Here is a 25,781-nt window from a genome sequence, read left to right as displayed (position 1 = left end):
GAAGGCTCGGTTTTCTCATTCCCTAGACTTCAACAATCCAGCAGAAAACTAGAGATCATAGATAGTAAAATTTAGTTTTCGTCAAGGGAACTTTTGAGAAGTTTGAAAGTTCAATCAGTTTACGCGTCAAAAATCATTTCTTATAATTATCGAGGCCGGAATTTTGTTCCAGCCTCTTTTTCTATTTCTAAGCAAATAAGAAAAAGCAAGACCAGTTGGCCTTGCTTTTATCAACTCAAGAATTATTTAGCGATTTTAGCGAAGTATTCAAGAGTACGTACAAGTTGTGCAGTGTATGACATTTCGTTGTCGTACCATGAAACAACTTTAACCAATTGTTTACCGTCAACGTCAAGAACTTTAGTTTGAGTTGCGTCAAACAATGATCCGTAAGACATACCTACGATATCTGAAGATACGATTGGATCTTCTGTGTAACCGTATGATTCGTTTGAAGCTGCTTTCATAGCTGCGTTCACTTCATCAACAGTAACGTTCTTTTCAAGAACAGCAACCAATTCAGTAACTGATCCAGTTGGAGTTGGAACGCGTTGTGCAGATCCGTCAAGTTTACCGTTCAATTCTGGGATTACAAGACCGATAGCTTTAGCAGCACCAGTTGAGTTAGGAACGATGTTTGCTGCACCAGCGCGAGCACGACGAAGGTCACCACCACGGTGTGGTCCGTCAAGGATCATTTGGTCACCAGTGTAAGCGTGGATAGTAGTCATCAATCCTTCTACAACACCAAAGTTGTCTTGAAGAGCTTTAGCCATTGGAGCCAAGCAGTTTGTAGTACATGAAGCACCTGAGATAACTGTTTCAGTACCATCAAGAACATCGTGGTTAGTGTTGAATACAACTGTTTTAACGTCGTTTCCACCAGGAGCAGTAATAACAACTTTCTTAGCTCCACCTGGGTGTAAGTGTTTTTCAGCAGCTGCTTTCTTAGCAAAGAAACCAGTAGCTTCAAGAACGATTTCTACACCGTCGTTAGCCCAGTCGATTTGTTCTGGATCACGTTCAGCAGAAACACGGATGAATTTACCGTTAACTTCAAATCCACCTTCTCTAACTTCCACAGTTCCGTCGAAACGACCTTGAGTTGTGTCATATTTCAACAAGTGTGCAAGCATAACTGGATCTGTAAGGTCGTTGATGCGAGTAACTTCAACACCTTCTACGTTTTGGATACGGCGGAAAGCAAGACGACCGATACGTCCGAAACCGTTAATACCAACTTTAACTACCATTAGTGATTTCCTCCTTATGAAAATCATGAAAATTTTATTGTGAAAAGAGTAACTTGAATCACTACAAATCACCTTTCAACAAACCTATTATATAACTATTTGAGTTTAATTGCAAGCGCTGGCCTTGTTTTTCTGACAAGCTTTGGTAATATTTTCATTTCTTTACTTGGCCTTGCATCTGACTCTCATGCTAGCAATTTTTTATGAAAATACACTCTCTAACCATAAAAAACCGAGGTTCCCCTCGGTTTTGGCTGATAATTAATTATTTACGGCGTCCTGGTCTTTCTTTGTAACCATAGTAAGCATCTTCGATGATTTCTTGCATATGGTCAACCATTGGAAGACGTGGGTTAGCTGGTGAACATTGATCTTCATAAGCAAGAAAGGCCAATTCACGAGAATGTTCTTTCCATTCTTTTTCATCGATTCCTTGTGCTTTGAAGTTCATTTGGATACCTACGCGCTCACCGAGTTCGTAAACAGCTTTTGCAAAAGATTCAACCCCTTCTTCTGGTGTAGAAGCTGGAAGTCCAAGCATACGAGCGATATCTTGATATTTCTCGTCTGCACGGTAGTAGTTGTACTTAGGCCATGTAGCTGTCTTAGCTGGGCGAGTACCGTTGTAACGGATAACGTATGGAAGCAAGATTGCATTTGTACGTCCGTGAACTGTGTGGAATTGCGCACCAATCTTGTGAGCCATTGAGTGAGAAATACCTAGGAAGGCATTCGCAAAGGCCATACCAGCGATTGTTGAAGCGTTATGCATTTTCTCACGTGAGTGGAAGTCTGCATTCTTAACTGAGCTTTCAAGATTTTCGAATACAAGTTTGATAGCTTGAAGCGCAAGACCATCAGTGTAGTCGCTAGCCATTTGTGATACGTAAGCTTCAGTTGCGTGAGTCAATACGTCCATACCAGTATCAGCAGCAACAAATCCAGGAACTGTCAATACCAAAGCAGGGTCTACGATTGCCACAGTTGGTGTCAATGAGTAGTCAGCGATTGGGTATTTACGGTTGTTTGCTTTATCAGAGATAACGGCAAACGGAGTTACTTCAGATCCTGTACCAGATGTAGTTGGGATAGCAATGAATTTAGTCTTCTTACCAAGCAATGGGAATTTGAAGGCACGTTTACGGATATCCATGAATTTTTGTACAAGGTCACGGAAGTCCACTTCTGGTTGCTCGTAGAAGAGCCACATTACTTTAGCAGCATCCATTGGTGATCCACCACCGAGAGCGATGATTGTATCTGGTTTGAAAGCACGCATAATCTCAGTACCACGTTCAACTGTTGTGATGTCTGGATCTGGTTCTACATCTGCAAAGATTTGGTAAACAACCTTATTGCGACGAAGGTCAAGTTGTTCGATGATACGATCAAGGAAGCCAAGCTCTACCATAGCGTGGTCAGTAACGATCATGACACGCTCAACGTCACGACATTTTTGAAGGTATTGAATTGAATCACGTTCAAAGTATGTTTTTGAAGGAAGTTTCATCCACTGCATGTTATTTCTCCGTCTTCCGACTTTTTTGATGTTCAAGAGGTTGATGGCGCTAACGTTATCCCCAACTGAGTTACGTCCGTAAGAACCACATCCGAGTGTCAATGATGGCAAGAAGGCATTATAAACGTCCCCGATACCACCGAAAGTAGAAGGTGAGTTACAGATAACACGAATAGCTTTAACAGCTTTACCAAATTCTTTAGTCAATTCTTCATCAGCAGTATGGATGGCTGCTGAGTGCCCAAGTCCGTTAAATTCAACCATTTGACGAGCTTTAGCAATACCATCTTCACGGCTTTCAGATTTCAAAACTGCGATAACTGGTGACAATTTTTCACGAGTCAATGGCTCGTTTTCACCAACTTCTTTACATTCTGCAGCAAGAATGTTTGTTCCTTCTGGAACAGTAAATCCTGCTTGTTCTGCAATCCAAGTTGCTGGTTTACCAACGATGTCAGCGTTCAATTTTGCACCAGCACAGTTTTTGCTGTTTGCTTTCACGCCGAAGCAGAACTCTTCAAGAAGAGCTTTTTCTTTTTTGTTTACAAAGTAAGTGTGGTAAGATTTGAACTCTGCTACAAATTCATCATAAATTTCTTTATCAATGATAACCGCTTGTTCAGATGCACAGACCATACCGTTGTCAAATGATTTAGACATTACAATATCGTGAGCAGCTTGGCGGATGTTAGCTGATTTTTCAACATAAGCTGGAACGTTACCGGCACCTACCCCAAGAGCTGGTTTACCACATGAGTAAGCCGCTTTAACCATGGCATTACCACCTGTTGCAAGGATTGTTGCAATACCTTCGTGGTTCATAAGCGCACTAGTTGCTTCCATAGATGGTTCAGTAATCCACTGTACACAGTTTTCAGGAGCACCTGCTTTAATCGCTGCATCACGCACGATTTGAGCTGCGTGAGCTGATGATTCTTGAGCTGATGGGTGGAATGCAAAGACAATAGGATTACGAGTCTTCAATGAAATCAACGCTTTAAAGATTGCTGTTGAAGTTGGGTTAGTTGTTGGAGTGATACCACAAACAACACCAACTGGTTCAGCGATAAGAGTCAATCCTGTTACATCATCTTCTTCGATAACACCAACTGTTTTAGTGTGGCGCATGTTGTTTACTACGTGCTCACAAGCAAATAGGTTTTTAGTTGCTTTGTCTTCAAATACTCCACGTCCTGTTTCTTCAAAGGCATGTAAAGCCAATTCTCCGTGAGCATCAAGTGCTGCAACTGAAGCTTTTGCTACGATATAATCGACTTGATCTTGGTCGAGTTTACGCATTTCTTCAAGGGCAACTAAAGCTTTTTGCACCAAACCATCGACATGCTTTTCAGCAGCGAGTTTCTTTTCTTCTGGTGTTACAGTTTTTTTATCAGCCATATTTTCCTCCATAGCTTTCAAGGATTGTAAGTCCTTTGTTAATTTTTTCACAAGTTTATTATAACTCTTTTTTTAAAATTTGTAAACAGTTTCATGATCATTTCACAAACTTTTTTGTTTGTTTGTGAAAATGATGTCAAACACCCTTTTGCAGATGCTTTTGAGCCACTAGTTTGTGAATGTTTTTAAAAAAGTTTTATTTTTCACAAACTTAATTGTAAAGAGGGGATGGAAATACCTTTTGTTTCCATGTAAGCGTTTTCTTATATTCTGAAAGAAGACCTCCTTCTAGGAGGAGGTTACTGTGCTTGTTGGAACAAACCTTGCTTAAAGTCTCCCTCATAAACTACTTCTTGTTCAGTAGTCAATTTTCCTTTTCCCTCAGCTTGGCCATTTACAAAATCACCCTCATATACCCAGCCTTCTTTGGCTTGGTAGGTGCCTTTACCATTGAAGGCTCCATTACTAAATTCTCCAGTATAGCTATCACCGTTTGCAAAGGTAACAGTTCCCTGACCATTCATCTTACCACGAACTAGGCTTCCATCGTAAACAATGGTATCCCCATCCAGTTTGAGAACTCCTTGCTTGGGAAGATTTGTCAGAAATACTAACCCTGCGCAGACAACAATGATGATTACTGTCGCGATTTCTAGTCGAGGACGTGTCAAATAGACACTGTATTTTTCATAGAGTTTCTTTATATTTTCCATTTTCACTCTCATTTTCTAAGCGAGTTAACCAAGCTCGACAACCGGTTGAAATCCGATCGTAAGTTTCTTCAAAATCACCTGTATACCATGGGTCTGGAACGCTTTCAGATGCAAACGGTTGTATCTTAGACTGTTGATCCTGTGGACACATCTGGTATAAATCAGCGAGGTTTGACTCATCCATACCAATGATATAGTCAAAGTACTCAAAATCTTCTTTGGAAATTTGCTGGGAAGTTTTTGAAGAATCATAAGGAACACCATGACTTCGGAAGATTCCTTGAGTTCCTTTATGGATTGGATTACCATGTTCCCATGAAGAAGTTGCTCGACTTTGAATCTCATATTTATCAGTCAGGGATTTCATCACAAATTCTGCCATAGGACTACGGCAAATATTACCAAGACAGACAAAAGCAATTTTTTTCATTACTCTTCCTCTCACTTATAGAAAAACGGGAATGTGATCCACCCCGTTTTATTCTTCAATAGCACTGCTGTCTTCAATAACAGCCCCTTCAGGTGTCACAGCTTCTTTGACTGGCAAAACAGTTCGAATTGCTGCTAGTTCGAAGGTTAGGTACACGCCATCAACATCAAGAACAATTGTTCTGTTTTCTGTGTCTACTTCGTCGACTGTACCGTAGAGACCACCGATAGTGATTACTTCGTAGCCTTTTTGAAGCTTATTGAGGCTCTCCATACGTTTTTCCGCTTGTTTCTTTTGAGAACGTTGCATGAAGAACATCAAGCCCAACATCAAGACAAGCATAATCAAAAATGTTAAATTCCCACCCATTATTTTTACTCCTTTGTAATTCAGATAAAACTACTATAACAAATTTTACGTGTTTTTACAAGATTAGGCCATGCTTTTATATCAAGAAAGAGGCTGGGACGAAAATTTCCCAACCTCGACTTTTTTAATATGCCTCTAGATTATTTCAAGTTATTCACAAGTTCTACAAGGTTTTCAACTGTAAAGCCAAACTCTGCTAAAACTTTTGGTGCTGGGGCAGAAGCTCCAAAAGTATCAATACCAAGAACCGCTCCATCAAGACCAACGTATTTGTACCAGTTTTGAGTTGCTCCCATTTCTACTGCTACACGACGACGAACTGCATTTGGTAGAATCTCTTCCTTGTAGGCTGCATCTTGCGCATCGAAGACATCTGTAGATGGCATGCTGACCACGCGCACCTTGCTACCTTGACTTGCCAATTCTTTAGCAGCTGCAACAGCAAGATTAACCTCTGAACCAGTCGCAATCAAGATAGTGTCGAAGTCTGCTGCATTTTCATAAACGACATAAGCACCTTTCGCAACCTTGTCAAAGTCTGTTCCTTCCTCAACAGTCAAGTTTTGACGAGTCAAGACAAGAACAGTCGGAGTTTTCTCGCTTTTAACTGCTTGATACCAAGCTGCTTGTGTTTCACGCGCATCTGCTGGGCGGAAAACATTAAGGTTTGGAATCGCACGAAGACCTGCCAAGTGCTCAATAGGTTCATGAGTTGGTCCATCTTCACCAACTGCGATTGAATCGTGAGTGAAGACATAAGTCACTGGAAGACCTTGTAGAGCTGACAAACGAACTGCTGCTTTCAGGTAATCTGAGAATACGAAGAAAGTTCCTCCGTAAACTCGAAGTCCACCGTGAAGAGACATTCCGTTCAAGACAGTACCCATTGCAAATTCACGAACACCAAACTGGATGTTGCGATTCAAGCGATTTGCATCATCTTGAAGTCCATCAGTTTTGATGTAAGTCATATTTGAATGTGCGAGGTCAGCTGATCCACCAAGGAAGGTTGGCAACTTAGCTGCCACAACATTCAAGGCATCTTGGCTTGAGTTACGAGTTGCTTGAGAGAAGCCATTTTCTAAAGCTGGGAAGGCTTCTGGAGTCAACTCAACTGGATCGCGTCCTTCGATAATTGCTTCCACTTCTGCAGCAAGTTCTGGGTGAGCTTCTTTGTAATCTGCGACCAGTTTTGTCCATGCTTCATAAGCTGATGCACCACGGTCTGCAACATTTTCTTTGAAATCAGCATAAACTTCCGCTGGGATTTCAAATGGTTCATAGTTCCAACCAAGTTCCTGGCGAGTTGCTACAGTTTCATCCGCTCCAAGAGGAGCACCGTGTACGGCATTAGTCCCTTGTTTGTTTGGAGAACCATAACCAATAACAGTTTTCACTTCGATCAAAGATGGTTTTCCTGAAGCCTTAGCTTCTTCGATAGCAGCATGAATAGCTTCTAAGTCTGTTCCATCTTCTACCAAGGCTGTATGCCAATCATAAGCATTGTAACGATCGCGGACACTTTCTGTGAAAGAATCTTTTGTCTCACCATCCAAGTTGATATCATTTGAATCATAAAGAACAACCAACTTGTCAAGCTTTTGCAAGCCTGCATAAGAAGCAGCTTCACTTGAGACACCTTCCATCAAGTCACCATCTCCACAGATAACGTAAGTGTAGTGGTCAAAGATGTTATAACCTTCACGGTTGTACTTAGCTGCAAGGAAACGTTCTGCTTGTGCAAAACCTGTCGCAGTTGCAATCCCTTGTCCTAGAGGACCTGTTGTGGCATCAACTCCTGCTGTATGCCCGAACTCTGGGTGACCTGGTGTTTTAGAACCCCATTGACGGAAGTTCTTCACCTCATCCATACTCACATCTTCAAAACCAGAAAGGTGAAGGAGGGCATAGAGGAGCATTGAACCATGACCCGCTGAAAGAATAAAACGGTCGCGGTTAATCCAGTTTGGTTGGGCTGGATTGATACGGAGATTTTTTGTAAAAAGACTGTAGGCCATCGGAGCTGCACCCATGACTACCCCTGGGTGACCTGAATTGGCTTTATTGATAGCGTCAATACCTAGAAAACGAATCGCATTAACAGATAGATTTGACATAGAATTTCCTTTCTCTTTGAGGTGATAGGTCTATCACATATTCTATTTGTACTATTATATGAAAATTATCCGTATCGTGCAACATACGGATAACCTCCAGAAAAAATTTTTATATTAAAGCAAGGCTTTGAATTGGATATTTGAGTCTTGTTCGAAGCAGTCATCAAAACCACGTGGATGATGATATTCTATTAAGTGTTGGTCTTGAGGATAAGTGTATTTTCCACCAACTTCCCAGATAAATGGATGGAAATCGTATTGCAAACGATCTTTTCTCATTTTCCAAAGTTCTAGAATTTCATTAGTAGAAGCCATGAAGTTAGACCAGATATCATAGTGAACTGGGATAATAACTTTAGCACGTAGATTTTCTGCCATGCGAAGAAGGTCGATAGATGTCATTTTATCTTGGATACCTACTGGATTTTCACCATAGTTATTCAAAGCAACATCAATTTTAAAGTCTTTGCCATGTTTCGCAAAATAGTTTGAGAAGTGAGAATCTGCACCATGATAGATGGTTCCACCTGGTGTTTCAAAGACATAGTTAACAGCCTTTTGAGCCATTTCTTCATCAGTAACAGCTAAGCCAGCAAGTTCACCACCTGTCTCATCAGCACCGTTTACTGGTAGAGTTACCAAGCAAGTACGGTCAAATGATTCTACTGCATGAATCTTCATATCTTTTAGTTCGATAGTATCACCTGGTTTGACAACGATGATGCGTTCTTTTGGAACCCCCCATCCTTCCCAGATTCGTCCACAATGGTAAGGTCCGATAAACTTAACATGCTCTAACTTAGGATTGTTGAGAATTGCTGCAGCTGTATATGGGTCGATATGGTCACTGTGGAAGTGTGAAACCAAGTAGTAGTCAAGTTCATTGATAGCAAATGGATCGATAACCATTGGCTGAACGCGCAAGTTTGGTTGTAATTTACGAACACCTGCCATATTTGCCATTTGGTGTCCACGAACCATATCTTTCACTTTTTTAGTTGATTTTCCACGGTTTGACCAAAGGTCCATGACAACGTTAGCACCACCTGGTGTTTTAATCCAAGTACCACAGTTGCCTAACCACCACATGGCAAAGTTTCCTTCAGGAACGACTTCTTCTTCGATTTCTTCGTTCAACCATGTTCCCCACTCTGGAAAAGTAGCTAAAATCCATGATTCTCTTGTAATTTCTTTTACGTTTGGCATTTGAAATCCTCCATATTTTGTTCAAGTATTTATTTCATACTTAGTATAACACCGACCGATATATTAAAAAAGACCAAGAAAAACACAGGCTTGTGTTCATCATTGGACTGTGATGTTTATGATTCATCTAAAAAAGCTTGGATGACTAATTCTTGGTTGATTAAAAGTTGAATTTCTTCTTGTAATTTTGCTGCAGCGTGTTTATCAGATATATAGGTGGCAATAATGGTTGAGAGATTATCCTTAAAAGTGCGACCATCTTTTCGAAGGACCTTGTTTTTCATAAAGTCTGTCATGCGTAAAATATCTTCTGCTTCAAGTATAGGATTTACCTTTAGCACTGGGAAGCGACTCTCAAGTTCATCGTTTGTTGTAAGTAGCAAATCAACCTGAGTAATATCCTCCACGCTTTTGAACTGCTCAGTGGTAAAGACTGCCCCTATCTGTTCATTTGGAAGATAGAAGCGGCATTGTTTAAGTAAGAGTTTAGAAACGCCCACTCCTTCATCACACACAATATAAATTTTCTTGGTATTGTTTTGAATCGATGGAGTATACTTTAAAAATCCTCCAACGTGAATGGTCAGATAGGCAATCTCATCATCCGTCAATCGAATCTGCCAGGCTTCTTCTAGCACTTCAGCACATTTTTTTGTGATTACGAAAAGCTCACTATACTTGGAACGAATCTGACGTGTCAAAGGATTTTTTGAGAAGATCCCATAATTTTTTCTAAATAGTAGAGCCTTACAATGAATCACGAGATTCCTCAACAAGTCTTCTTTCTGTTCAATCTCCATTCTGGTTTGAGATTCAAAATACCAAATAAACTCTTCTAAAGCCATTCTCAAATGTTGAAAATCTTTACTTTCTGCATGGATGTCTCGATCTTTTCGATAGGATAACAAAAGAATGGCCAAGAGAGATGTATCTAATTCTGAAAACGAGATGCCAAATGTTTCAAACAAGCGTTCTCCTAGTTTCTTAGACACCTGATATTCTATCCTCTTTCGAATCAATGAAAATTCTTGATCAATTTCTTGATGTTTATCCTGATTACGAGTAACGGTATCACACCCTAGTAGGAGATAGGGAAGAACCTGCAACATAAAGGTAACTTCGTGATGGTTTATTTTTTTCCCTAAATTTTGCTCAACCAGTGGAACTTGCTTTTTGAGGAATTGGTTGACTTCATCAGAAAGAAGCTTCTCATCTTCTAATCGCTCCTTGATTTTCTCCTCTAAAATAGCTACAAAGGCTGGATTTTCTTCCATAAAGACATGATAGAGAAGGGATTGAAGATATTGGATTTTATTAAGAGGGTGCGCATTTAGATAATAGCCTCGAGATTTACTAACTTGAAGCGTTACTTGATACTGCTCCAAGGTTAGCTGGTAACGAATGCTATTTAAATCATTAAGGACTGTATTTCGAGAAACTTCTGTTAATTCCATGAGTTTTTCAAGTGTGATTCTCTCTTTGGAAATACCAATCAGAAGAAGCATCAACTGCATTCGCTCGTTGGCACTCATGATGTAATCATAAGAATCAACTTCGTCTAATAATTGACGACAAGCTTCTCTTTGTTCCTCGGTTAAGTGGATACCAATCCGGGGCAGACTGATGATGTGCAAATTCTCATCATCCAGAGCATCATTGATTTTATCAATGTGATAGTAGATTTTTCTTCGAGATTGAGCTAGATCTTTCGAAATCGTCATAATCGTTTTGGACGTTTCTTGATCCATCAAATATTGAAGCAAGTCACAACTCGCCTTATCTAAAACCATAATTCATACTCCTCTATTTGTCAATCGCTTCCAAAACAACTTTATAATGGTATCACATTCGTAAAGACTTTGCAATTATATGCTGTAAATTTTTAACACTGGATATTTACAACTACAAAAGCGAGGCTTGGATCGAAAGGTCCCAGCCTCTTTTCAATTCAATTTCTTATTTCTTTTGACCGTAATAAGCATTTGGTCCATGTTTACGTTGGTAGTGCTTTTCTAGGATGTACTGGGGAGCAGGTTCAACTCTTGGATTGATTTGCTCTGTGAAGCGATTCATCTTAGACACTTCCTCTAGTACAACAGAGTGATAGACAGCATTCTCTGGATTTTTGCCCCAGGTGAATGGACCGTGATTACGTACGACAATCCCTGGTACCTCAACAGGGTTAAGACCACGACGTTCAAACTCTTCCACGATGACCAGACCAGTATCTTTTTCATAGGCTACTTCTACTTCATCCTTGGTCAAACTACGGGCGCAAGGGATTGAACCGTAGAAATAATCCGCATGGGTTGTTCCGTAGAAAGGAATATCACGGCCTGCCTGAGCCCAACCAACGGCTTCCGTCGAATGGGTATGAACCACACTACCAATGGCTGGCCAAGCTTTATATAATTGTACATGAGTTGGAAGATCAGAAGATGGTCTCAAATCTCCTTCTAGAACCTTGCCATCTAGGTCAGTCACCACCATGTTTTCAGGGGTCAATTCGTCATAATCTACGCCTGATGGTTTGATAACAATGACACCGAGTTCGCGATTGACTTCCGATACATTGCCCCAGGTAAATTTGACAAGTCCATGTTTTGGCAATGATTGATTGGCATCACAGACTCGTTTACGCATAGCATTGATTACTTGATTCATCTTACATCAAACCTGCTTTCTTAATTAGTGGATAAAGAAAAGCTTGCGCCTCTTGAATGGCTGCGCGTGTTTCTTCTACAGTTTCACAATTTTCAGACCACATTTCGATTAGGAAAGGTCCATTATAATTAGTTTGTTTTAAAATATCGAAAGCTTCTTCCCATTTGACACAACCTTGCCCAAAAGGTACATCTCGGAATTGGCCCTTTGAACTTTCTGTCACTGCATAAGTATCCTTGAGATGGAGAGCTGCGATGGCATGATGGCCAAGATAAAATTCACTGTATACATCATTATGCCATGCAGACACATTACCAATATCTGGGTAGACAAAGAGGTAGGGAGAGTCAATCTCTTTTTCTACAGCCAAGTATTTTTCGATGCTATTGATGAAAGGATCATCCATAATTTCAATAGCAAGTACCACCTGAGCTTCTTCAGCCCAGTCACAAGCTTTTCTCAAATTTTTGATAAAACGTTGGCGTGTCTGGGGTGACTTTTCCTCATAGTAGACGTCGTAACCAGCTAATTGAATAGTACGAACTCCCAAGTCTTGGGCTAATTCGATACATTTTTTCATGAGTTTCAGAGATTTTTCCTCTAGAACTGGATCATTTGATCCCAATGGGTAGCGACGATGACCTGAAAAACAGATAGAAGGAATACGAACACCAGTTTCATAGATCGCTTTGACAACTTCCAAGCGTTCTTCCTTGCTCCAGTCCAGTCTTGCTAAACGCTCGTCACGTTCATCAATAGACATCTCGACAAAATCAAAGCCTAACTCCTTGGCAAAATTTAAACGTTCTAACCAAGTAAAGTGTGCCGGGGTCGCCTTTTCATAAATTCCAATCGGACGTGCCATGGTTTACCCCCAAATTCGTTTGATTTCATCCTTGAAGGTACGCGCTGCTCCTGCTGGATCTGCAGCCTCTGTAATTCCACGACCTGCGATAAAGGTAAAGACATCAACACCTTCAAAAAGTTTGAGAGTATCTACATCTAGACCACCTGTTACAGACACACGGAAGCCCATGTCAATGAGTTTTTTAACCTTATTAAGATCTTTTTCACCCCAAGTTTCACCAGCAAGAAGGGCATCACGAGATTGGTGATAGATAGCTTGTGAGATACCAGCATCTAGCCAAAGCTGAGCTTGTTCAAAAGTCCAATCGCCATAAAGTTCAATCTGGATTTCGCCTCGGTCTCCACGTTCAGCCTTGATAGCCTTTAGAGCTGCTTCCATAGTAGGGATTGTTGCACAACAGATACAAGTCATCCAATCTGCTCCACGAACGGCATTATTTTTGGCAACTGTTCCACCAGCATCGGCACATTTTGTGTCTGCCACAATAATTTTATCCGGGAAAAGACTGCGCAAAACCTCAACCAGTTCACTTCCAACTTGAAGCAAGCAAACAGTTCCAGCTTCGATAATATCTACTTCCTGACCAACAGAAACAGCTGCTTTAATCGCGCCTTGCAAGTCTGAATGGTCTAATGCAACTTGTAAATTAGGTATTCTTTTTGTCATCTCTTTATTCCTCTTTCTAACTTTCCAAATCCAATCCTTCGAGATAAGGGCTATCTTTAGATTCTTCAATCATCGCCAAGACATCTTCTTTAGTCTGGCAAGCCTGTAAACGTGCAATAGAATCTTCTAATTCAAATAAGGCAATGATTTGTGGAATGGCTACACTTGTGTGAATTTTTGAGCTTGTTGCTGCTAGTGCCAACAAAACAGAGACCTCTTTCCCATCTGAAAATACAACAGGATTTTGCAAGGTAATCAATGAAAAGGCATCTCTTTGCACTCCAGCTTCAGGTCTAGCATGGGGCATAGCCATACCTGGCATCAAGATATAGTAAGGACCATACTCTTCAGTCGATTCGATGATAGCATCGTAATACTCTGGCAAAATTGCTCCACTATCAATCAAGGGATCTACTGCTACCTTGACTGCTTCTTTCCAGTCTTTAGCTTCTAAACCTAGTCGGATCGAGTCATTTTCAATTAAAGCTTGTTTTAAATTCATATCTGCCTCCTTTATTTAAAGAGGGAGAAGGACAGAAACGATGACTCTCAGTTTCTGTCCAGCCCCCTCCAACCTTTTACTGTAGTGCTTGACTGAGTTTTTCAGTGATTTCTTTATCATCCATCAAGTTGTCAAGCCCAATTAACTTCCCATTAGTCCGACCTTCCAATTCTTGGATCAAATGAAGAGAAGCGATTACGATGTCATAGCCTGCTGCTAAACCTTTTGCTTCACCGACACTGCATGAATTGACTGTAAAATCTGTTTGATTAAGCTTACGGAGGGCATTTTCAACCTTCATCTTGATAACCATAGATGAACCCATTCCATTTCCGCACGCTGCTAATACTTTAACCATTTTATTTCTCCTTTTCTAGATCCTAAGCTTCTTCTTGAACTTCACCCTTGTAGTATTTTTCTTTATCTTTTGCTTTGGCAAATTGAAGTTGAGGAATAACAAGCAAGAAGAGACACACAAGTACATAACCGACAATACCGAGGTATTTGAAGATGTATCCAAATCCAAGCCATGGGAATTCAAAGTCAATGTTTCCATGGTAACCACCATAAGATGCCAAATCAAGAAGGGCTACACAGAGAGCTCCTAGAGCAACTTGGAGGACACCTGAGATGAAGGACAGGATAACAGCTGCTTTCCAGCCACCACGTTTATCAGCGTAGACTGCAATTGCTGCGTTATCAAAGAACACTGGTACAAATCCTGTAATAATAAGGATAGGGTTTTTAAAGACGATGAGCAAGACAATTGTAATCAATTGACCAATCAAACCAAAGGCAAATCCAGACAAAACAGCGTTTGGAGAACCAAATCCATAAGAAGCTGCAACGTCAACCGCTGGGAATGAACCTGGCAACAATTTGTTTGAAATACCTTGGAAGGCGTTTGTCAACTCAGATACGAACATGCGGACACCTTGCATCAAAACGAACAAGTAAACTGAGAAGGTGAAGGCTGTTTGGATAATGTACATAAAGAAATCTTGTTTAGCAGGATTGAATAGAGTTCCTGAAGTAATGACTTCTTTATTAGACATAATGTCTGGACCCAAGATTAAAAGAATGGCTCCGAAGAATACGAGCATCAAAGTAGCAGATGCAACAACTGTATCGTGGAAGATAGAGAGGAATTTAGGCAATTTAAGATTGTCTAGGCTTTCTTCTTTCTTACCAAAGCGTCCTGCTACTTTATCTACAAACCAGATTGCAAATTGTTGTTGGTGACCAATCGCAAATCCGCCGCCACCAGTCAAGCGTTGAGTTGCCTCAACAGTCATATTTGAACTAACTGCCCAGTAAAGGCCACAGATGATACCAATAGCTGCTGTACCATAAGCATTGCGCAATTGTGGAACTAAGAATAGAACCATAAGAGATACAGTCGCAGCTTGTTGTACCATGATGTGACCAGTAATAAAGAGGGTTCTTACTTTCGTAATCTTGCGAAGAGCTACAAGCAAGATATTCACTCCAAATCCAATCAAGAGAGCTGTAGTTGCAGTTCCAACGAAATCTGGAAACTCTGCTGCAATTTTGTTGTTTGCTGCAGCAAGTCCAAAGTAAGGGTCAATAACCGCTGCACCGATTTGGAATTTGTAGTTAAGGGCTGCCAAGATTGGACGGAAGGTTGTAACCAAACCACCAGCACCCACGTTGAGCAACATATACCCTACTGTTGCTTTAACGAAACCTGAGAAAACGTCATGAGCAGGTTTTTTCAAAAGTGCATATCCTATTAGCACCAATAAACCTACGAAAAATGCGGGATTCTGCAAAATATTGCTAGAAAACCAATTTAGAACACTTGAAATGACTTCCATAATTGTTCTCCTTTTTAATTGTTTTTGTAGGTTTATTATATACTTTGAAAACGGAAACAAAAAGACCAAGAATTACACAGCGGACTGTTCACTCTTGGACTGTATGATTTATGATATTTTAATGATTAGCTTAGTTTCTCGTAGCTAGATAAAATGGAAGAATTTTATCATAAGATTTCAATAAATTTTCCACGATATCTTCTTCAGATGAATTTGCAGTCACTGGAACATCTGCCTTCACTAAAACTTTGCGGACTTCCTGATGGGAGATTTTTTTCCTTAAAACTTGGCGATTTTCCTCAGTAGCCTCCATCTTTTGACTTTCTCCATCTGAGTAGACTAGATAGTAAATCCCTTCTACCACTGGAACTTCTAAGACCTTGGCTTGTTTGTCTAATGTTCGCTCATCCTTCTTACGTTCGATAAAACTCACTTCTAGTGAAACTCCAAAATCAGAAGGGCTTCCATATAAACGAAGGGCCAACATAGGCTCTGTCACTTCCCCTTCACGCTGTAAATAGGCCCAGAAATGCGGTCGCAAACGTTGGGCTTGATTCATCCACTGACTCGTTCCTTGCAGTATCCATTCTGGATGCCTTGATTGAAAAGCTTTGGCCAGTTCTGTAAAAGTCTTTCTAGCTTCCTGTCCCTTACTCCTCAAATAAAGCATTTTCTCCGCATCTTGTCCTGCCTTCTCTGGTTTTTGATACTGCAAACCAGAGAAAGCTAGATAGTCTCTCATTGTATTCAACATAGGATCAACCTCCTTTAGCTAGCAAAAGAGAGTGGGACAGAAATCGGTAATTCGTTAGAATTCGATTTCGTCGTCCCACCTCCGCACAGTTGAGTAGGGCTGTAAAAGCTGATGAAATCAGCGTAGTAGAGCCCACTCAACCACTGCGTCTTGCTCGACAATCCAAAGACAATTGAGAGGCTAGGAATTTTGTCCCAGCCTCTTCTATTTTATTCTGTATCAACCACAACGTAACGATTTGGTTCATCACCTTCTGAATAACTAGTGACACCTTCCATACGTGAAATAATACGATGGATAATTTTACGTTCGCTGCTAGACATTGGATCTGTCACCTGACTACGACCATCTTCTAGGACACGTGTAGCTAATTTTTGTGCATAGCTCTGCAAAACTTCCGCACGGTGCTCTACATAGTCATTAACATTGATGGTAATATAGAAGGTTCTTGAATAGCGATTATAGAGATAATTCTGTGCTAAAAGTTGGAGAGATTTCAAGACCTTCCCGTGGTAACCGATAATACGACCTGGTTCATTAGTATCGATTTGCATATTGATAGAACGGCGATTTGAAGTGCTTGAAATTGCTCCCTCAACATCCATATCATCAATAATACCTTGAACATAGTTGGTTACTTCTTCAACCACCTGGTCAATATCATAGGTTGGCTCGATCTTCAAACCTAGATTTTCTAAATCATCATTCTGTTCTTGTCCTACTACTTCCTGCTCTTTAGGCTCTTCTGGCAGTAAATCTTTTAGAATGGCAATATGACCAGTCTCCTGGAGAATCGTGCTCGCTTCTTTTTCATTTTTCAGAATTTCAGCCTTAACCTCATCAGAGATGCCTTGCCCTTCTTCCTCGATTTTCTTAATGGCTTCAACAACATGCCCTAAGTCTACGGTTGCCTCACTAACAGTCTTAACTGGTTCATTCTTGGCATTAACTTCCTTCGGAACCCCCTTGACTGCTTGCTGATTCGCCTTAACGACAGTTGTCTCACTAATAGCTTCGATATCCACTTGCGCTGGTTTCTTCCCAAAAAGGCCAAAGAATCCTTTTTTCTCCCTTGATACGACCTTAATATGCGCCTTCATTCTAGGAATTCCCATTTCATTCAATCCCGTCTGGATCGCTTCTTCAACCGTTGAACCTGTAAATAATACCATTACAAGATTCCTCCTTACTTTTACTTTTTCTTTTTCTGTGCTTTCTTCAGAGCTTTTCTCTTCTTACCTTCTAAATCCTTCTGAGCCTTTACTCCCGCCTCACGCTCTGCAATAATCTTAAATGGATTGTTAAGCAGATAGGTTTGTAGCACCTGATAAGCATTGGATACCGCCCAGTATAAGGCAACCCCACTTGGTGAATACATGGCAAAGAAGAAAATCATGACTGGCATTGCATACATCATTCCTGTCATGGCGCCATTTTTCTCAACCATGGCCTTATTGGATAACCAAGTGCTAAGGAAAGTAAAGATAGCCGCCAAAATTGGCAAAACAAAAGTCGTATCTACACCACCAAGGTTAATCCATAAGAAATGACCTGTTTTTAGAAATTCTACTCTACTCAAAGCTTGGAACAAGGCCAACAAGACTGGCATCTGGATTAAGATTGGCCACAGAGAAGCTGACTGCTTGACACCATGCTGCTTAAATAACTGACGCATTTCTTGGTCTAGTTTAGTACGACTCTCTATATCCCGTCCCGGATAACGTTCTCGCAACTCCCTAACCAGTGGTTGTACTTCTTGCATCTTTCTGGATGCTACCATTTGTATTTGGAAAACTGGTAGAAGAATCGTTCTAATCAGAAGGGTAAATAATATAATCCCCAGACCAATACTTGTGTCAAATGATAAAAAGCGAATGGTTTCAGCAAAAAAATAAACAAATTTACTCCAAAAATCTGTTGATTCCGCTGTAATTTCACTCGGCGTACCACTAGCTGTGCAGGCGCTCATCACAAACAAAGCAAGCACCATTAAGCTAGTCAACTGTAATTTCTTTTTCACTCCCAATTCCTTCCTGGTAAATCTTTGATAACTTTAATACGTGAAGCAGATTTTTTTCCATTTCCGCGTAGTCCAAGATTTCAACACCTTTTCGAGCAATCACAACAAAATCTACATTTTCAACCAGCTGATTTTTATGTTCAATCAGAATATGTCGAATTCTTCTTTTGATCTGATTTCTCATGACAGCGTTTCCCAATTTTTTGCTGACAGACAGACCAACTCGAAAATGCTGCTCATTATTTTCTAATCGATAAATAACAAATTTACGATTAGCAAAACTCTTCCCTTCTTTAAATATTGCATTAAAATCTTTCTCTTTTTTTACACGAAAGCGTTTTTTCAAAATTCAACTCCATCTATTAAAACTACTACTATTATACCATAATTTTTCAAAAAGCCAATAATAGCAAGGTTTTAGCCCATGTTTACCTAATAAAAAGACATATTTTCACTCTAAAATCATCATCTTTTTTCAAAAATTTCTCAAATTTGGTCGTACAAGTCTGCTCATTTCTGATCAGAAAAAACAAAAGTCACCCTTTGGAGTGACTTTTGTAGGAGATTATTATGAAAAAGTTAGGAGGTCTTTATTTAATGATTATAGTATACCTGTCTATTCTTAAACCCAACTTAAACAGATTCAATTTCTTTTTAATTTTTAAAACTATGGATTGGAGCTGGAATTTGCCCTCCACGTGCAATGAAATCAACAGACGATGCACCGTTGACTTTCATGACTGGAGCTGTTCCTAAAAGCCCGCCAAACTCAATCATGTCGCCTTCTTTTCCTTTTGGAATAATACGTACAGCTGTTGTTTTCATATTGATGACCCCGATAGCAGCTTCATCCGCAATCATCGCAGCAATCGTTTCTGCAGGTGTATCCTCAGGAATGGCAATCATATCCAAACCAACTGAACAGATAGCCGTCATAGCTTCTAATTTTTCCAAATTAAGAGAGCCATTTTGCACAGCAGCAATCATTCCCTCATCCTCAGAAACAGGGATAAAGGCACCAGACAAACCACCCACTTGGTTGCAGGCCATAACTCCGCCCTTCTTAACTTGGTCGTTTAAGAGAGCCAAAGCAGCCGTCGTTCCATGGGTCCCAACTGTTTCCAGTCCCATTTCTTCAAGAACACGAGCTACAGAATCACCCACTGCTGGAGTTGGAGCCAAACTCAGATCGACAATTCCAAAATCCACTCCCAGACGCTCACTAGCCATCTGACCGACTAATTGACCAATACGGGTAATCTTGAAGGCTGTCTTTTTAACAGTTTCTGCTACAACGTCAAAGCTCTCTCCACGAACTTTTTCCAGAGCACGCTTCACCACACCAGGACCAGAAACTCCGACATTGATGATAACATCTGCTTCACCAACTCCATGGAAAGCACCTGCCATAAAAGGATTGTCCTCTACCGCGTTGGCAAATACAACTAATTTAGCAGCACCCATATCAGACAGAGAAGCTGTCTCCTTGATAATACGCCCCATATCCGCTACTGCAGTCATATTGATACCCGATTTGGTAGAACCGATATTTACCGATGAACAAACCTTATCTGTTTCTGCCAAAGCACGAGGAATGGAGTTGATAAGGATTTCATCACCTTTTTGATAACCCTTTTGTACCAAGGCTGAAAAACCACCAATAAAATCAACACCAATTTCCTTAGCAGCTCTGTCCAAAGCCTTGGCTAATGGAACATAGTCCCTTGCATCTGTAGCAGCACCGATCAAGGAAATTGGAGTTACGGACACACGTTTATTTACAATGGGAATTCCTAACTCAGCCGCAATTTCATCTCCAACAGCCACTAAATTAGCTGCTTTTCTAGTAATCTTTTCATATATTTTATCTGCAGCACGATTGATATCTGGATCAATACAGTCTAAGAGAGAGATACCCATAGTGATTGTCCGAATATCAAAATTCTGCTCCTCAATCATAGCGATTGTTTCGGTAACTTGTCTAATATCCATGACCCCTCCTAGATATTGTACATAGCATCAAAAATAGCTGCACTTTGAATATTAATTTTGACATTCAAAATCTGTCCAAATGTTTCAAATTCACTTCTAAGATAAGTGAAATCTTGCTTTTCATCACTGGTAACAACTGCCATCATGGTAAAATACTCATCTAAAACTGTTTGTGAAATATCATCGATATTTAAGCCTAACTCAGCAATTTTTGTCGCAACACCTGCAACAATTCCAGATTTATCTTTACCCACAACTGTAATTATAGCCTTCATGATTAAACTCCGTTTCCAATAAATCACGATATCCATTCCAAACAAAAATAGTCTGAAAAAGGGCCAGAGAAACTAAATCACCTAAAGCGAACAACTATACAAGGTGAAACTATTAGAGAATCTTATCCTAGGTAATTTTTTTATTGTCAACTCACTAGCTTAGAATTTGAGAGTGACAAAACACTAGTCTCATAAGTTCTTTATAGAATATTTTTGAAAAAATGAACATTGTTGATTTTCTTTTTCAATAGTATAGCATATTTCTTAATAAAATACTCAAAAACGCCTGCTTACGAAATTGTTCTTAAGAAAAAAACAATTTCGTAAACAAGCGTCTACCTTATCATCTTATGATGAGTGTTCCCGCTAGGACATAAGTCCTAGCGGTAGACCAGAGCTAGACTAAGAGCACAAGACTCCATCATCATAACACTCAACAAAATTGATGATTTTATACTAATTCGATGATCGCCATTGGCGCTGCATCACCACGACGTGGTTCAGTTTTAAGGATACGAGTGTATCCACCGTTACGCTCAGCATAACGAGGTGCGATTTCTGAGAACAATTTTTGAAGTGCTGTAGTAGAAGTGTACTTATCAGTTGCTTCATCATAGTTTTCAGATGCGATTTCATTACGTACAAAAGCAGCTGCTTGACGACGTGCATGCAAATCACCACGTTTACCTAGAGTAATCATTTTTTCAACAGTTTTACGGATTTCTTTAGCACGAGCTTCAGTAGTCACGATTGATTCGTTGATCAAAAGGTCAGTTGTCAAATCGCGAAGCATTGCTTTACGTTGTGAGCTAGTGCGTCCTAGTTTACGGTAAGCCATTTATTCCTCCTTTATTTATCTTTTAATCCAAGACCCAAATCAATGAGTTTGACTTTCACTTCTTCCAAACTCTTGCGTCCAAGATTTCTTACTTTCATCATCTCAGCTTCAGATTTTTCTGTCAAATCATGCACAGTATTGATACCGGCACGTTTCAAACAGTTGTATGAACGCACAGACAAGTCAAGTTCCTCAATCGTACGTTCCAAGATACGGTCGTCCGATTCAGTATCAGCTTCTTTCATCACTTCTGCTGACTTAGCAATCTCTGTCAGATTTGTAAACAAATCAAGATGCTCTGTCAAGATACGTGCTGAAAGCCCTAAAGCATCTTCTGGAATAATTGTTCCATTAGTCAAGATTTCAAGGGTTAATTTGTCGAAACCATCATTGCTACCTACACGAGCAGGTTCAACTTGATAGTTGACTTTTGTAACTGGTGTATAAATAGAATCTACAGCAAGTGTTCCAACTGGTGCATTATCTTTTTTATTTTCATCAGCAGGTACATATCCACGACCACTGTTAACAGTCATTGTCGCTCTTAGAGAAGAACCTTCACCGATTGTAAAGAGATAATGATCTGGATTTACAATTTCAATGTCGCTATCTGTCAAGATATCTCCAGCTGTAATTTCAGCAGGACCTTGCACATCTAGTTCAATGATCTTTTCGTCTTTAACATAAGATTTTACTGCAATACCTTTGATGTTCAGAATGATTTGCATCACGTCTTCGCGAACACCCGGAACTGTATCAAATTCATGCAATACACCTTCGATATTGATAGATGTAACTGCAGCCCCTGGAAGAGAAGCTAGAAGTACACGACGAAGAGAGTTACCAAGTGTTGTACCGTAACCACGTTCAAGCGGTTCGATTACAAACTTGCCATAATCTTTATTTTCATCAATTTTTGTTATATTTGGTTTTTCAAACTCGATCATTTAGTTACTCCCTCTTAAACGAAAAGCAGTGTAAGGTTATGATTATACACGGCGACGTTTTGGAGGACGAGCACCATTGTGTGGCACTGGAGTCACATCACGAATTGCTGTTACTTCAAGACCAGCGGCAGCAAGAGCACGAATAGCTGACTCACGACCAGAACCTGGACCTTTAACAGTAACTTCAACTGACTTAAGACCGTGTTCTTGTGCAGATTTAGCAGCAGCTTCTGAAGCCATTTGAGCAGCAAATGGTGTAGATTTACGAGAACCTTTGAAACCAAGAGCACCAGCTGATGACCAAGCAATTGCATTACCATGCACATCAGTAATCATAACAATAGTGTTATTAAATGTAGCGTGAATATGAGCAATACCAGATTCGATATTCTTTTTCACACGACGTTTACGTGTTGGTTTAGCCAAGACTTTTACCTCCTATATTATTTTTTCTTACCAGCAATCGCAACAGCTTTACCTTTACGAGTGCGAGCGTTGTTTTTAGTGTTTTGTCCACGGACAGGAAGTCCACGACGGTGACGGATACCACGGTATGAACCGATTTCCATCAAACGTTTGATGTTCAAGTTAACTTCACGACGAAGGTCACCTTCAACTTTGATTGCATCCACTTCACGACGGATAGCATCTTCTTGATCTGGTGTAAGATCGCGAACACGTACATCTTCTGAAATTCCAGCAGCTGCCAAGATTTTCTTAGATGTTGGAAGTCCGATACCGTACACATAAGTCAATGAAATTACTACGCGTTTGTCATTTGGAATGTCAACTCCAGCAATACGAGCCATGTTTTCTCCTTTCTATCTTATCCTTGACGTTGTTTGTGTTTTGGATTTGCTGGGCAAATTACCATAACACGACCATTACGACGAATTACTTTACAGTATTCGCAAATTGGTTTGACCGATGGTCTTACTTTCATTTCTTATCCCTCCAAGTTTTTCGATTATTTAAAGCGGTAAGTGATACGTCCACGTGTCAAGTCATATGGACTCATTTCGACAGTAACACGATCTCCCGCTAAAATACGAATATAGTTTTTACGAATTTTACCAGAAACTGTTGCTAAAATCTGATGTCCATTTTCAAGTTCAACCGTAAACATTGCATTCGGCATGGTATCAACTACTTTGCCTTCAACTTCAATCACATCGTCTTTTGCCACGCAAAAGTACCTCCATAAATTTCGATTTGATGCCTCTAGACACAGAGACAACAATTATAAGTCAGACTAACTCAGTATAACATTTGTAGAGACATTTTGCAAGCATGAAAAACGCTTTTATTTCAATTTTGTCAATACTTTTTCGATATCTGCAAATACATCATTGATATCTTGATTGCCTTCGATATCATGTACCAAACCTTTAGCACGATAGTGAGCAATAATCGGTTCACCTTGGGCAATATTGACATCCAAACGACGTTTTACTGTCTCTGGTTTGTCATCTTCACGTTGATAGTAGTCTTCTTCTTTGTAATCAACTGGTGGATTGAAAACTTTGTGGAAAGTTTCGCCAGTTTCACGGTGAATGATGCGACCACTCAAACGTTCAAGTAGGCATGATGGATCTACTTCAATATTGATCACACCCTCAAGTTCAAGACCAAGGTCTACCAAAATTTGATCCAAAGCGTGAGCTTGTTCAATGGTACGAGGGAAACCGTCTAAGAGGAATCCTTTTTCCTTAATGTCACCTTGAGCCAAACGTTCTTTAACGATTCCGTTTGTAACTTCATCTGGAACCAACTCACCCTTATCAATGTATGACTTGGCTAGAACACCCATTTCAGTTTGGTTAGCCATCGCAGCACGGAACATATCTCCTGTTGAGATATGAGCTACATGAAATTGTTCCACAATTCTAGCTGCTTGTGTTCCCTTACCTGCACCAGGCAATCCCATAATCAAAAGATTCATGATTCAAACTCCTTTTTTGTTTTTAAATAGAAGCAAAAATTCATTTCAACTCCTATTTAAGAACAAAATAGAAGAGAGGAGTAAAAAATCTGACAAGGTCTTTGATTTTTACACTCCACTCTCTGAGCAATAGTGAATTTTATTTTCTATTACAATTATTCTGTTGTATTCATGAAACCAACATATTTACGTTTCAATAGATAACCTTCCAATTGTTTGATTCCTTCAATACCTGTTGAGATAATGATCAAGAGACTGGTACCTCCAAAAGCAACGACTTCTGAAAGACCAAAGACATCCTTAGCTACAATCGGTAAAATAGAAATCACACCAAGGAAGAGTGAGCCGACTGTGGCAAGACGACGAAGAAGTTTTGACATATATTCTTCAGTCCCTTTACCAGGACGGACACCGTGAATGTAAGCACCACTCTTTTGTAAATTCTCTGCTGCTTTCTCAGGATTAATCTGTACAAAGGTATAGAAGAATGTAAAGAGAATAATCAGCAAAGCATATAGAGCAATACCTGTTGGCGCTGTTGTCGACAACAACTCCTGAGCTGTACGAACCCAAGCCCAATCCAGTCCAGATGCACTAACAAATTGCAAAATTGCTGCTGGTGCTGCTGTGATGGAACTTGCAAAGATAACCGGGATAACTCCAGCAGGGTTAATCTTCAAAGGAAGATATGAACTAGATGGAGCACCTTGCGCTACCTTGGTATACTGAATTGGAATCTTATATTCTGCTTGTTGCACATAAGTTGTAAAGTAAACAATCAATAAGACTGCTACGATTAAGATAGCAACAAAAATGAGAGATGAGTTCAAGCGGTCACTTGGTACGTTGACAAAATAGTCGACATAGATGCCCTTGATCATATCAGGAATTGAAGCAACAATCCCTGCAAAGATGATCATAGAAACACCATTCCCATATCCCTTATCAGTAATCTGTTCACCCAACCAAGTAACAATCATACTGCCTGCTGTTAGGATCCCTCCAATCACAAGAAAAACTTGTGGTGTTAGAGGAACAGTCAAGAGTTTAGCTCCAGATAAAGCATTAAAACCAGCTGTAATCCCGATAGATTGCACAAATGCAAGTACAAGGGCAATGTAACGAGTTGCTTGATTCAACTTTCTACGACCAACTTCCCCTTGTTTGCCCCACTCCACAAACTTTGGTAATAAATCCATTTGTAAGAGCTGGACAACGATAGAAGCAGTAATGTATGGACTAACACCAAGTGCAAAAACTGAGAAGTTTTTCATGGCATTACCAGACACCAAGCTCAACATATTTAGAAAAGATAGACCACTCAAAGCATTCAAGCTGTTGGCATTGACCCATGGAACTGTAATGCTAGTCCCGATACGAAAGACCAAAACGATAAAAATTGTAAAAAGAATTTTTGATCGAACCTGCTTAACCTTGAGAGCTTCTCTCAATAATTTAAAAAACATAGGT

The 25,781-nt window shown here is 40.0% G+C and carries 27 protein-coding genes and 1 pseudogene; all 28 read right to left on the bottom strand.

Going from position 1 to position 25,781, the window contains the following annotated elements; genetic code table 11:
• Positions 1 to 242 precede the first annotated feature (242 nt).
• A complete protein-coding gene (gene gap, locus ACORHT_RS00675; protein ID WP_049492462.1) occupies positions 243 to 1,253 on the bottom strand; it encodes a type I glyceraldehyde-3-phosphate dehydrogenase in 1,011 nt (336 codons plus the stop codon).
• A gap of 265 nt (positions 1,254 to 1,518) precedes the next feature.
• Positions 1,519 to 4,170 carry a bifunctional acetaldehyde-CoA/alcohol dehydrogenase gene (gene adhE / locus ACORHT_RS00670; RefSeq protein ID WP_434350848.1) on the bottom strand — a complete coding sequence of 884 codons (2,652 nt, stop codon included), beginning with the start codon at positions 4,168 to 4,170 and terminating at the stop codon, positions 1,519 to 1,521.
• A 299-nt stretch (positions 4,171 to 4,469) separates the two neighbouring features.
• The gene (locus ACORHT_RS00665) at positions 4,470 to 4,883 is read right to left on the bottom strand and encodes a hypothetical protein (protein ID WP_434350269.1); all 414 of its coding nucleotides are present in this window, start codon (positions 4,881 to 4,883) and stop codon (positions 4,470 to 4,472) included.
• Positions 4,858 to 5,313: a low molecular weight protein-tyrosine-phosphatase gene (locus ACORHT_RS00660; protein WP_434350268.1), complete on the bottom strand. Its 456-nt coding sequence runs from the start codon at positions 5,311 to 5,313 to the stop codon at positions 4,858 to 4,860. Before ACORHT_RS00660 ends, ACORHT_RS00665 begins: the two co-directional genes overlap by 26 nt.
• Before the next feature lie 48 nt (positions 5,314 to 5,361).
• Positions 5,362 to 5,682, bottom strand: coding sequence for a preprotein translocase subunit YajC (yajC, locus tag ACORHT_RS00655; RefSeq protein ID WP_049548835.1), 321 nt, complete (start codon positions 5,680 to 5,682; stop codon positions 5,362 to 5,364).
• A 140-nt stretch (positions 5,683 to 5,822) separates the two neighbouring features.
• Entirely contained in the window at positions 5,823 to 7,799 is a 1,977-nt protein-coding gene (gene tkt / locus ACORHT_RS00650; protein ID WP_434350267.1) for a transketolase, read from the bottom strand.
• Positions 7,800 to 7,913: 114 nt separating this feature from the next.
• Positions 7,914 to 9,005, bottom strand: coding sequence for an L-ascorbate 6-phosphate lactonase (ulaG, locus tag ACORHT_RS00645; RefSeq protein ID WP_006153413.1), 1,092 nt, complete (start codon positions 9,003 to 9,005; stop codon positions 7,914 to 7,916).
• A gap of 116 nt (positions 9,006 to 9,121) precedes the next feature.
• The gene (locus ACORHT_RS00640; RefSeq protein ID WP_434350266.1) at positions 9,122 to 10,795 is read right to left on the bottom strand and encodes a BglG family transcription antiterminator; all 1,674 of its coding nucleotides are present in this window, start codon (positions 10,793 to 10,795) and stop codon (positions 9,122 to 9,124) included.
• Between the two features lie 166 nt (positions 10,796 to 10,961).
• Positions 10,962 to 11,669: an L-ribulose-5-phosphate 4-epimerase gene (locus ACORHT_RS00635; RefSeq protein WP_434350265.1), complete on the bottom strand. Its 708-nt coding sequence runs from the start codon at positions 11,667 to 11,669 to the stop codon at positions 10,962 to 10,964.
• Between the two features lies 1 nt (position 11,670).
• Entirely contained in the window at positions 11,671 to 12,534 is an 864-nt protein-coding gene (locus ACORHT_RS00630; RefSeq protein ID WP_434350264.1) for an L-ribulose-5-phosphate 3-epimerase, read from the bottom strand.
• Between the two features lie 3 nt (positions 12,535 to 12,537).
• Positions 12,538 to 13,203 carry a 3-keto-L-gulonate-6-phosphate decarboxylase UlaD gene (locus ACORHT_RS00625; RefSeq protein ID WP_434350263.1) on the bottom strand — a complete coding sequence of 222 codons (666 nt, stop codon included), beginning with the start codon at positions 13,201 to 13,203 and terminating at the stop codon, positions 12,538 to 12,540.
• 16 nt (positions 13,204 to 13,219) lie between these two features.
• On the bottom strand, positions 13,220 to 13,705 hold the full coding sequence (locus ACORHT_RS00620) for a PTS sugar transporter subunit IIA (protein WP_006153415.1): 486 nt from the start codon (positions 13,703 to 13,705) through the stop codon (positions 13,220 to 13,222).
• A gap of 76 nt (positions 13,706 to 13,781) precedes the next feature.
• Entirely contained in the window at positions 13,782 to 14,063 is a 282-nt protein-coding gene (locus ACORHT_RS00615; RefSeq protein ID WP_000241466.1) for a PTS sugar transporter subunit IIB, read from the bottom strand.
• Positions 14,064 to 14,085: 22 nt separating this feature from the next.
• Positions 14,086 to 15,543 (bottom strand): PTS ascorbate transporter subunit IIC, encoded by a 1,458-nt coding sequence (locus tag ACORHT_RS00610; RefSeq protein WP_049548841.1) that lies wholly within the window; start codon positions 15,541 to 15,543, stop codon positions 14,086 to 14,088.
• Positions 15,544 to 15,673: 130 nt separating this feature from the next.
• Positions 15,674 to 16,297 carry an HI_0552 family protein gene (locus ACORHT_RS00605; RefSeq protein WP_434350262.1) on the bottom strand — a complete coding sequence of 208 codons (624 nt, stop codon included), beginning with the start codon at positions 16,295 to 16,297 and terminating at the stop codon, positions 15,674 to 15,676.
• Positions 16,298 to 16,506: 209 nt separating this feature from the next.
• Positions 16,507 to 17,469, bottom strand: coding sequence for an RNA-binding cell elongation regulator Jag/EloR (jag, locus tag ACORHT_RS00600; RefSeq protein ID WP_434350261.1), 963 nt, complete (start codon positions 17,467 to 17,469; stop codon positions 16,507 to 16,509).
• Positions 17,441 to 18,317, bottom strand: a pseudogene (locus ACORHT_RS00595) (YidC/Oxa1 family membrane protein insertase). The gene jag and the pseudogene ACORHT_RS00595 overlap by 29 nt, the downstream one beginning before the upstream one ends.
• The gene (gene rnpA, locus ACORHT_RS00590) at positions 18,292 to 18,663 is read right to left on the bottom strand and encodes a ribonuclease P protein component (protein WP_049510057.1); all 372 of its coding nucleotides are present in this window, start codon (positions 18,661 to 18,663) and stop codon (positions 18,292 to 18,294) included. The pseudogene ACORHT_RS00595 and the gene rnpA overlap by 26 nt, the downstream one beginning before the upstream one ends.
• Before the next feature lie 308 nt (positions 18,664 to 18,971).
• Positions 18,972 to 20,309, bottom strand: a complete 1,338-nt coding sequence (locus ACORHT_RS00585) for a PFL family protein (protein ID WP_434350260.1) — start codon at positions 20,307 to 20,309, stop codon at positions 18,972 to 18,974.
• An 8-nt stretch (positions 20,310 to 20,317) separates the two neighbouring features.
• Complete coding sequence (locus tag ACORHT_RS00580) at positions 20,318 to 20,584, bottom strand: ACT domain-containing protein (protein WP_434350259.1); 267 nt, start codon at positions 20,582 to 20,584, stop codon at positions 20,318 to 20,320.
• 451 nt (positions 20,585 to 21,035) lie between these two features.
• Positions 21,036 to 21,422, bottom strand: a complete 387-nt coding sequence (gene rplQ, locus ACORHT_RS00575; protein ID WP_000331493.1) for a 50S ribosomal protein L17 — start codon at positions 21,420 to 21,422, stop codon at positions 21,036 to 21,038.
• Between the two features lie 11 nt (positions 21,423 to 21,433).
• The gene (locus tag ACORHT_RS00570) at positions 21,434 to 22,369 is read right to left on the bottom strand and encodes a DNA-directed RNA polymerase subunit alpha (RefSeq protein ID WP_070458878.1); all 936 of its coding nucleotides are present in this window, start codon (positions 22,367 to 22,369) and stop codon (positions 21,434 to 21,436) included.
• A gap of 42 nt (positions 22,370 to 22,411) precedes the next feature.
• Positions 22,412 to 22,795 carry a 30S ribosomal protein S11 gene (rpsK, locus tag ACORHT_RS00565; protein WP_001118385.1) on the bottom strand — a complete coding sequence of 128 codons (384 nt, stop codon included), beginning with the start codon at positions 22,793 to 22,795 and terminating at the stop codon, positions 22,412 to 22,414.
• Positions 22,796 to 22,812: 17 nt separating this feature from the next.
• Positions 22,813 to 23,178 carry a 30S ribosomal protein S13 gene (gene rpsM / locus ACORHT_RS00560; protein ID WP_000090783.1) on the bottom strand — a complete coding sequence of 122 codons (366 nt, stop codon included), beginning with the start codon at positions 23,176 to 23,178 and terminating at the stop codon, positions 22,813 to 22,815.
• Between the two features lie 17 nt (positions 23,179 to 23,195).
• Positions 23,196 to 23,312, bottom strand: a complete 117-nt coding sequence (gene rpmJ / locus ACORHT_RS00555; protein ID WP_001808836.1) for a 50S ribosomal protein L36 — start codon at positions 23,310 to 23,312, stop codon at positions 23,196 to 23,198.
• Between the two features lie 24 nt (positions 23,313 to 23,336).
• Positions 23,337 to 23,555, bottom strand: a complete 219-nt coding sequence (gene infA, locus ACORHT_RS00550) for a translation initiation factor IF-1 (protein WP_001029883.1) — start codon at positions 23,553 to 23,555, stop codon at positions 23,337 to 23,339.
• A 117-nt stretch (positions 23,556 to 23,672) separates the two neighbouring features.
• Positions 23,673 to 24,311, bottom strand: coding sequence for an adenylate kinase (locus ACORHT_RS00545; protein ID WP_049548845.1), 639 nt, complete (start codon positions 24,309 to 24,311; stop codon positions 23,673 to 23,675).
• A gap of 155 nt (positions 24,312 to 24,466) precedes the next feature.
• Positions 24,467 to 25,777, bottom strand: coding sequence for a preprotein translocase subunit SecY (gene secY, locus ACORHT_RS00540; protein WP_434350258.1), 1,311 nt, complete (start codon positions 25,775 to 25,777; stop codon positions 24,467 to 24,469).
• Between the last annotated feature and the right edge of the window lie 4 nt (positions 25,778 to 25,781).

The organism is Streptococcus sp. KHUD_014 (assembly GCF_051106275.1).
GTDB lineage: Bacteria > Bacillota > Bacilli > Lactobacillales > Streptococcaceae > Streptococcus.
Note: the sequence above shows the minus strand (reverse complement) of the source record. Positions and strands in the feature narration are given on the sequence as shown.

Coding starts and splice junctions, on each gene's coding strand:
- adhE (WP_434350848.1), bottom strand. CDS start 4,170: ATGGCTGATAAAAAAACTGTAACACCAGAAGAAAAGAAACTCGCTGCT.
- ACORHT_RS00630 (WP_434350264.1), bottom strand. CDS start 12,534: ATGGCACGTCCGATTGGAATTTATGAAAAGGCGACCCCGGCACACTTT.
- yajC (WP_049548835.1), bottom strand. CDS start 5,682: ATGGGTGGGAATTTAACATTTTTGATTATGCTTGTCTTGATGTTGGGC.
- tkt (WP_434350267.1), bottom strand. CDS start 7,799: ATGTCAAATCTATCTGTTAATGCGATTCGTTTTCTAGGTATTGACGCT.
- jag (WP_434350261.1), bottom strand. CDS start 17,469: ATGGTATTATTTACAGGTTCAACGGTTGAAGAAGCGATCCAGACGGGA.
- ACORHT_RS00610 (WP_049548841.1), bottom strand. CDS start 15,543: ATGGAAGTCATTTCAAGTGTTCTAAATTGGTTTTCTAGCAATATTTTG.
- ACORHT_RS00615 (WP_000241466.1), bottom strand. CDS start 14,063: ATGGTTAAAGTATTAGCAGCGTGCGGAAATGGAATGGGTTCATCTATG.
- rpsM (WP_000090783.1), bottom strand. CDS start 23,178: ATGGCTCGTATTGCTGGAGTTGACATTCCAAATGACAAACGCGTAGTA.
- ACORHT_RS00625 (WP_434350263.1), bottom strand. CDS start 13,203: ATGACAAAAAGAATACCTAATTTACAAGTTGCATTAGACCATTCAGAC.
- secY (WP_434350258.1), bottom strand. CDS start 25,777: ATGTTTTTTAAATTATTGAGAGAAGCTCTCAAGGTTAAGCAGGTTCGA.
- rplQ (WP_000331493.1), bottom strand. CDS start 21,422: ATGGCTTACCGTAAACTAGGACGCACTAGCTCACAACGTAAAGCAATG.
- ulaG (WP_006153413.1), bottom strand. CDS start 9,005: ATGCCAAACGTAAAAGAAATTACAAGAGAATCATGGATTTTAGCTACT.
- ACORHT_RS00665 (WP_434350269.1), bottom strand. CDS start 4,883: ATGGAAAATATAAAGAAACTCTATGAAAAATACAGTGTCTATTTGACA.
- ACORHT_RS00640 (WP_434350266.1), bottom strand. CDS start 10,795: ATGGTTTTAGATAAGGCGAGTTGTGACTTGCTTCAATATTTGATGGAT.
- ACORHT_RS00580 (WP_434350259.1), bottom strand. CDS start 20,584: ATGAAGGCTATAATTACAGTTGTGGGTAAAGATAAATCTGGAATTGTT.
- ACORHT_RS00545 (WP_049548845.1), bottom strand. CDS start 24,311: ATGAATCTTTTGATTATGGGATTGCCTGGTGCAGGTAAGGGAACACAA.
- ACORHT_RS00660 (WP_434350268.1), bottom strand. CDS start 5,313: ATGAAAAAAATTGCTTTTGTCTGTCTTGGTAATATTTGCCGTAGTCCT.
- ACORHT_RS00585 (WP_434350260.1), bottom strand. CDS start 20,309: ATGGATATTAGACAAGTTACCGAAACAATCGCTATGATTGAGGAGCAG.
- ACORHT_RS00570 (WP_070458878.1), bottom strand. CDS start 22,369: ATGATCGAGTTTGAAAAACCAAATATAACAAAAATTGATGAAAATAAA.
- rpmJ (WP_001808836.1), bottom strand. CDS start 23,312: ATGAAAGTAAGACCATCGGTCAAACCAATTTGCGAATACTGTAAAGTA.
- ACORHT_RS00620 (WP_006153415.1), bottom strand. CDS start 13,705: ATGAATTTAAAACAAGCTTTAATTGAAAATGACTCGATCCGACTAGGT.
- gap (WP_049492462.1), bottom strand. CDS start 1,253: ATGGTAGTTAAAGTTGGTATTAACGGTTTCGGACGTATCGGTCGTCTT.
- ACORHT_RS00605 (WP_434350262.1), bottom strand. CDS start 16,297: ATGTTGAATACAATGAGAGACTATCTAGCTTTCTCTGGTTTGCAGTAT.
- ACORHT_RS00635 (WP_434350265.1), bottom strand. CDS start 11,669: ATGAATCAAGTAATCAATGCTATGCGTAAACGAGTCTGTGATGCCAAT.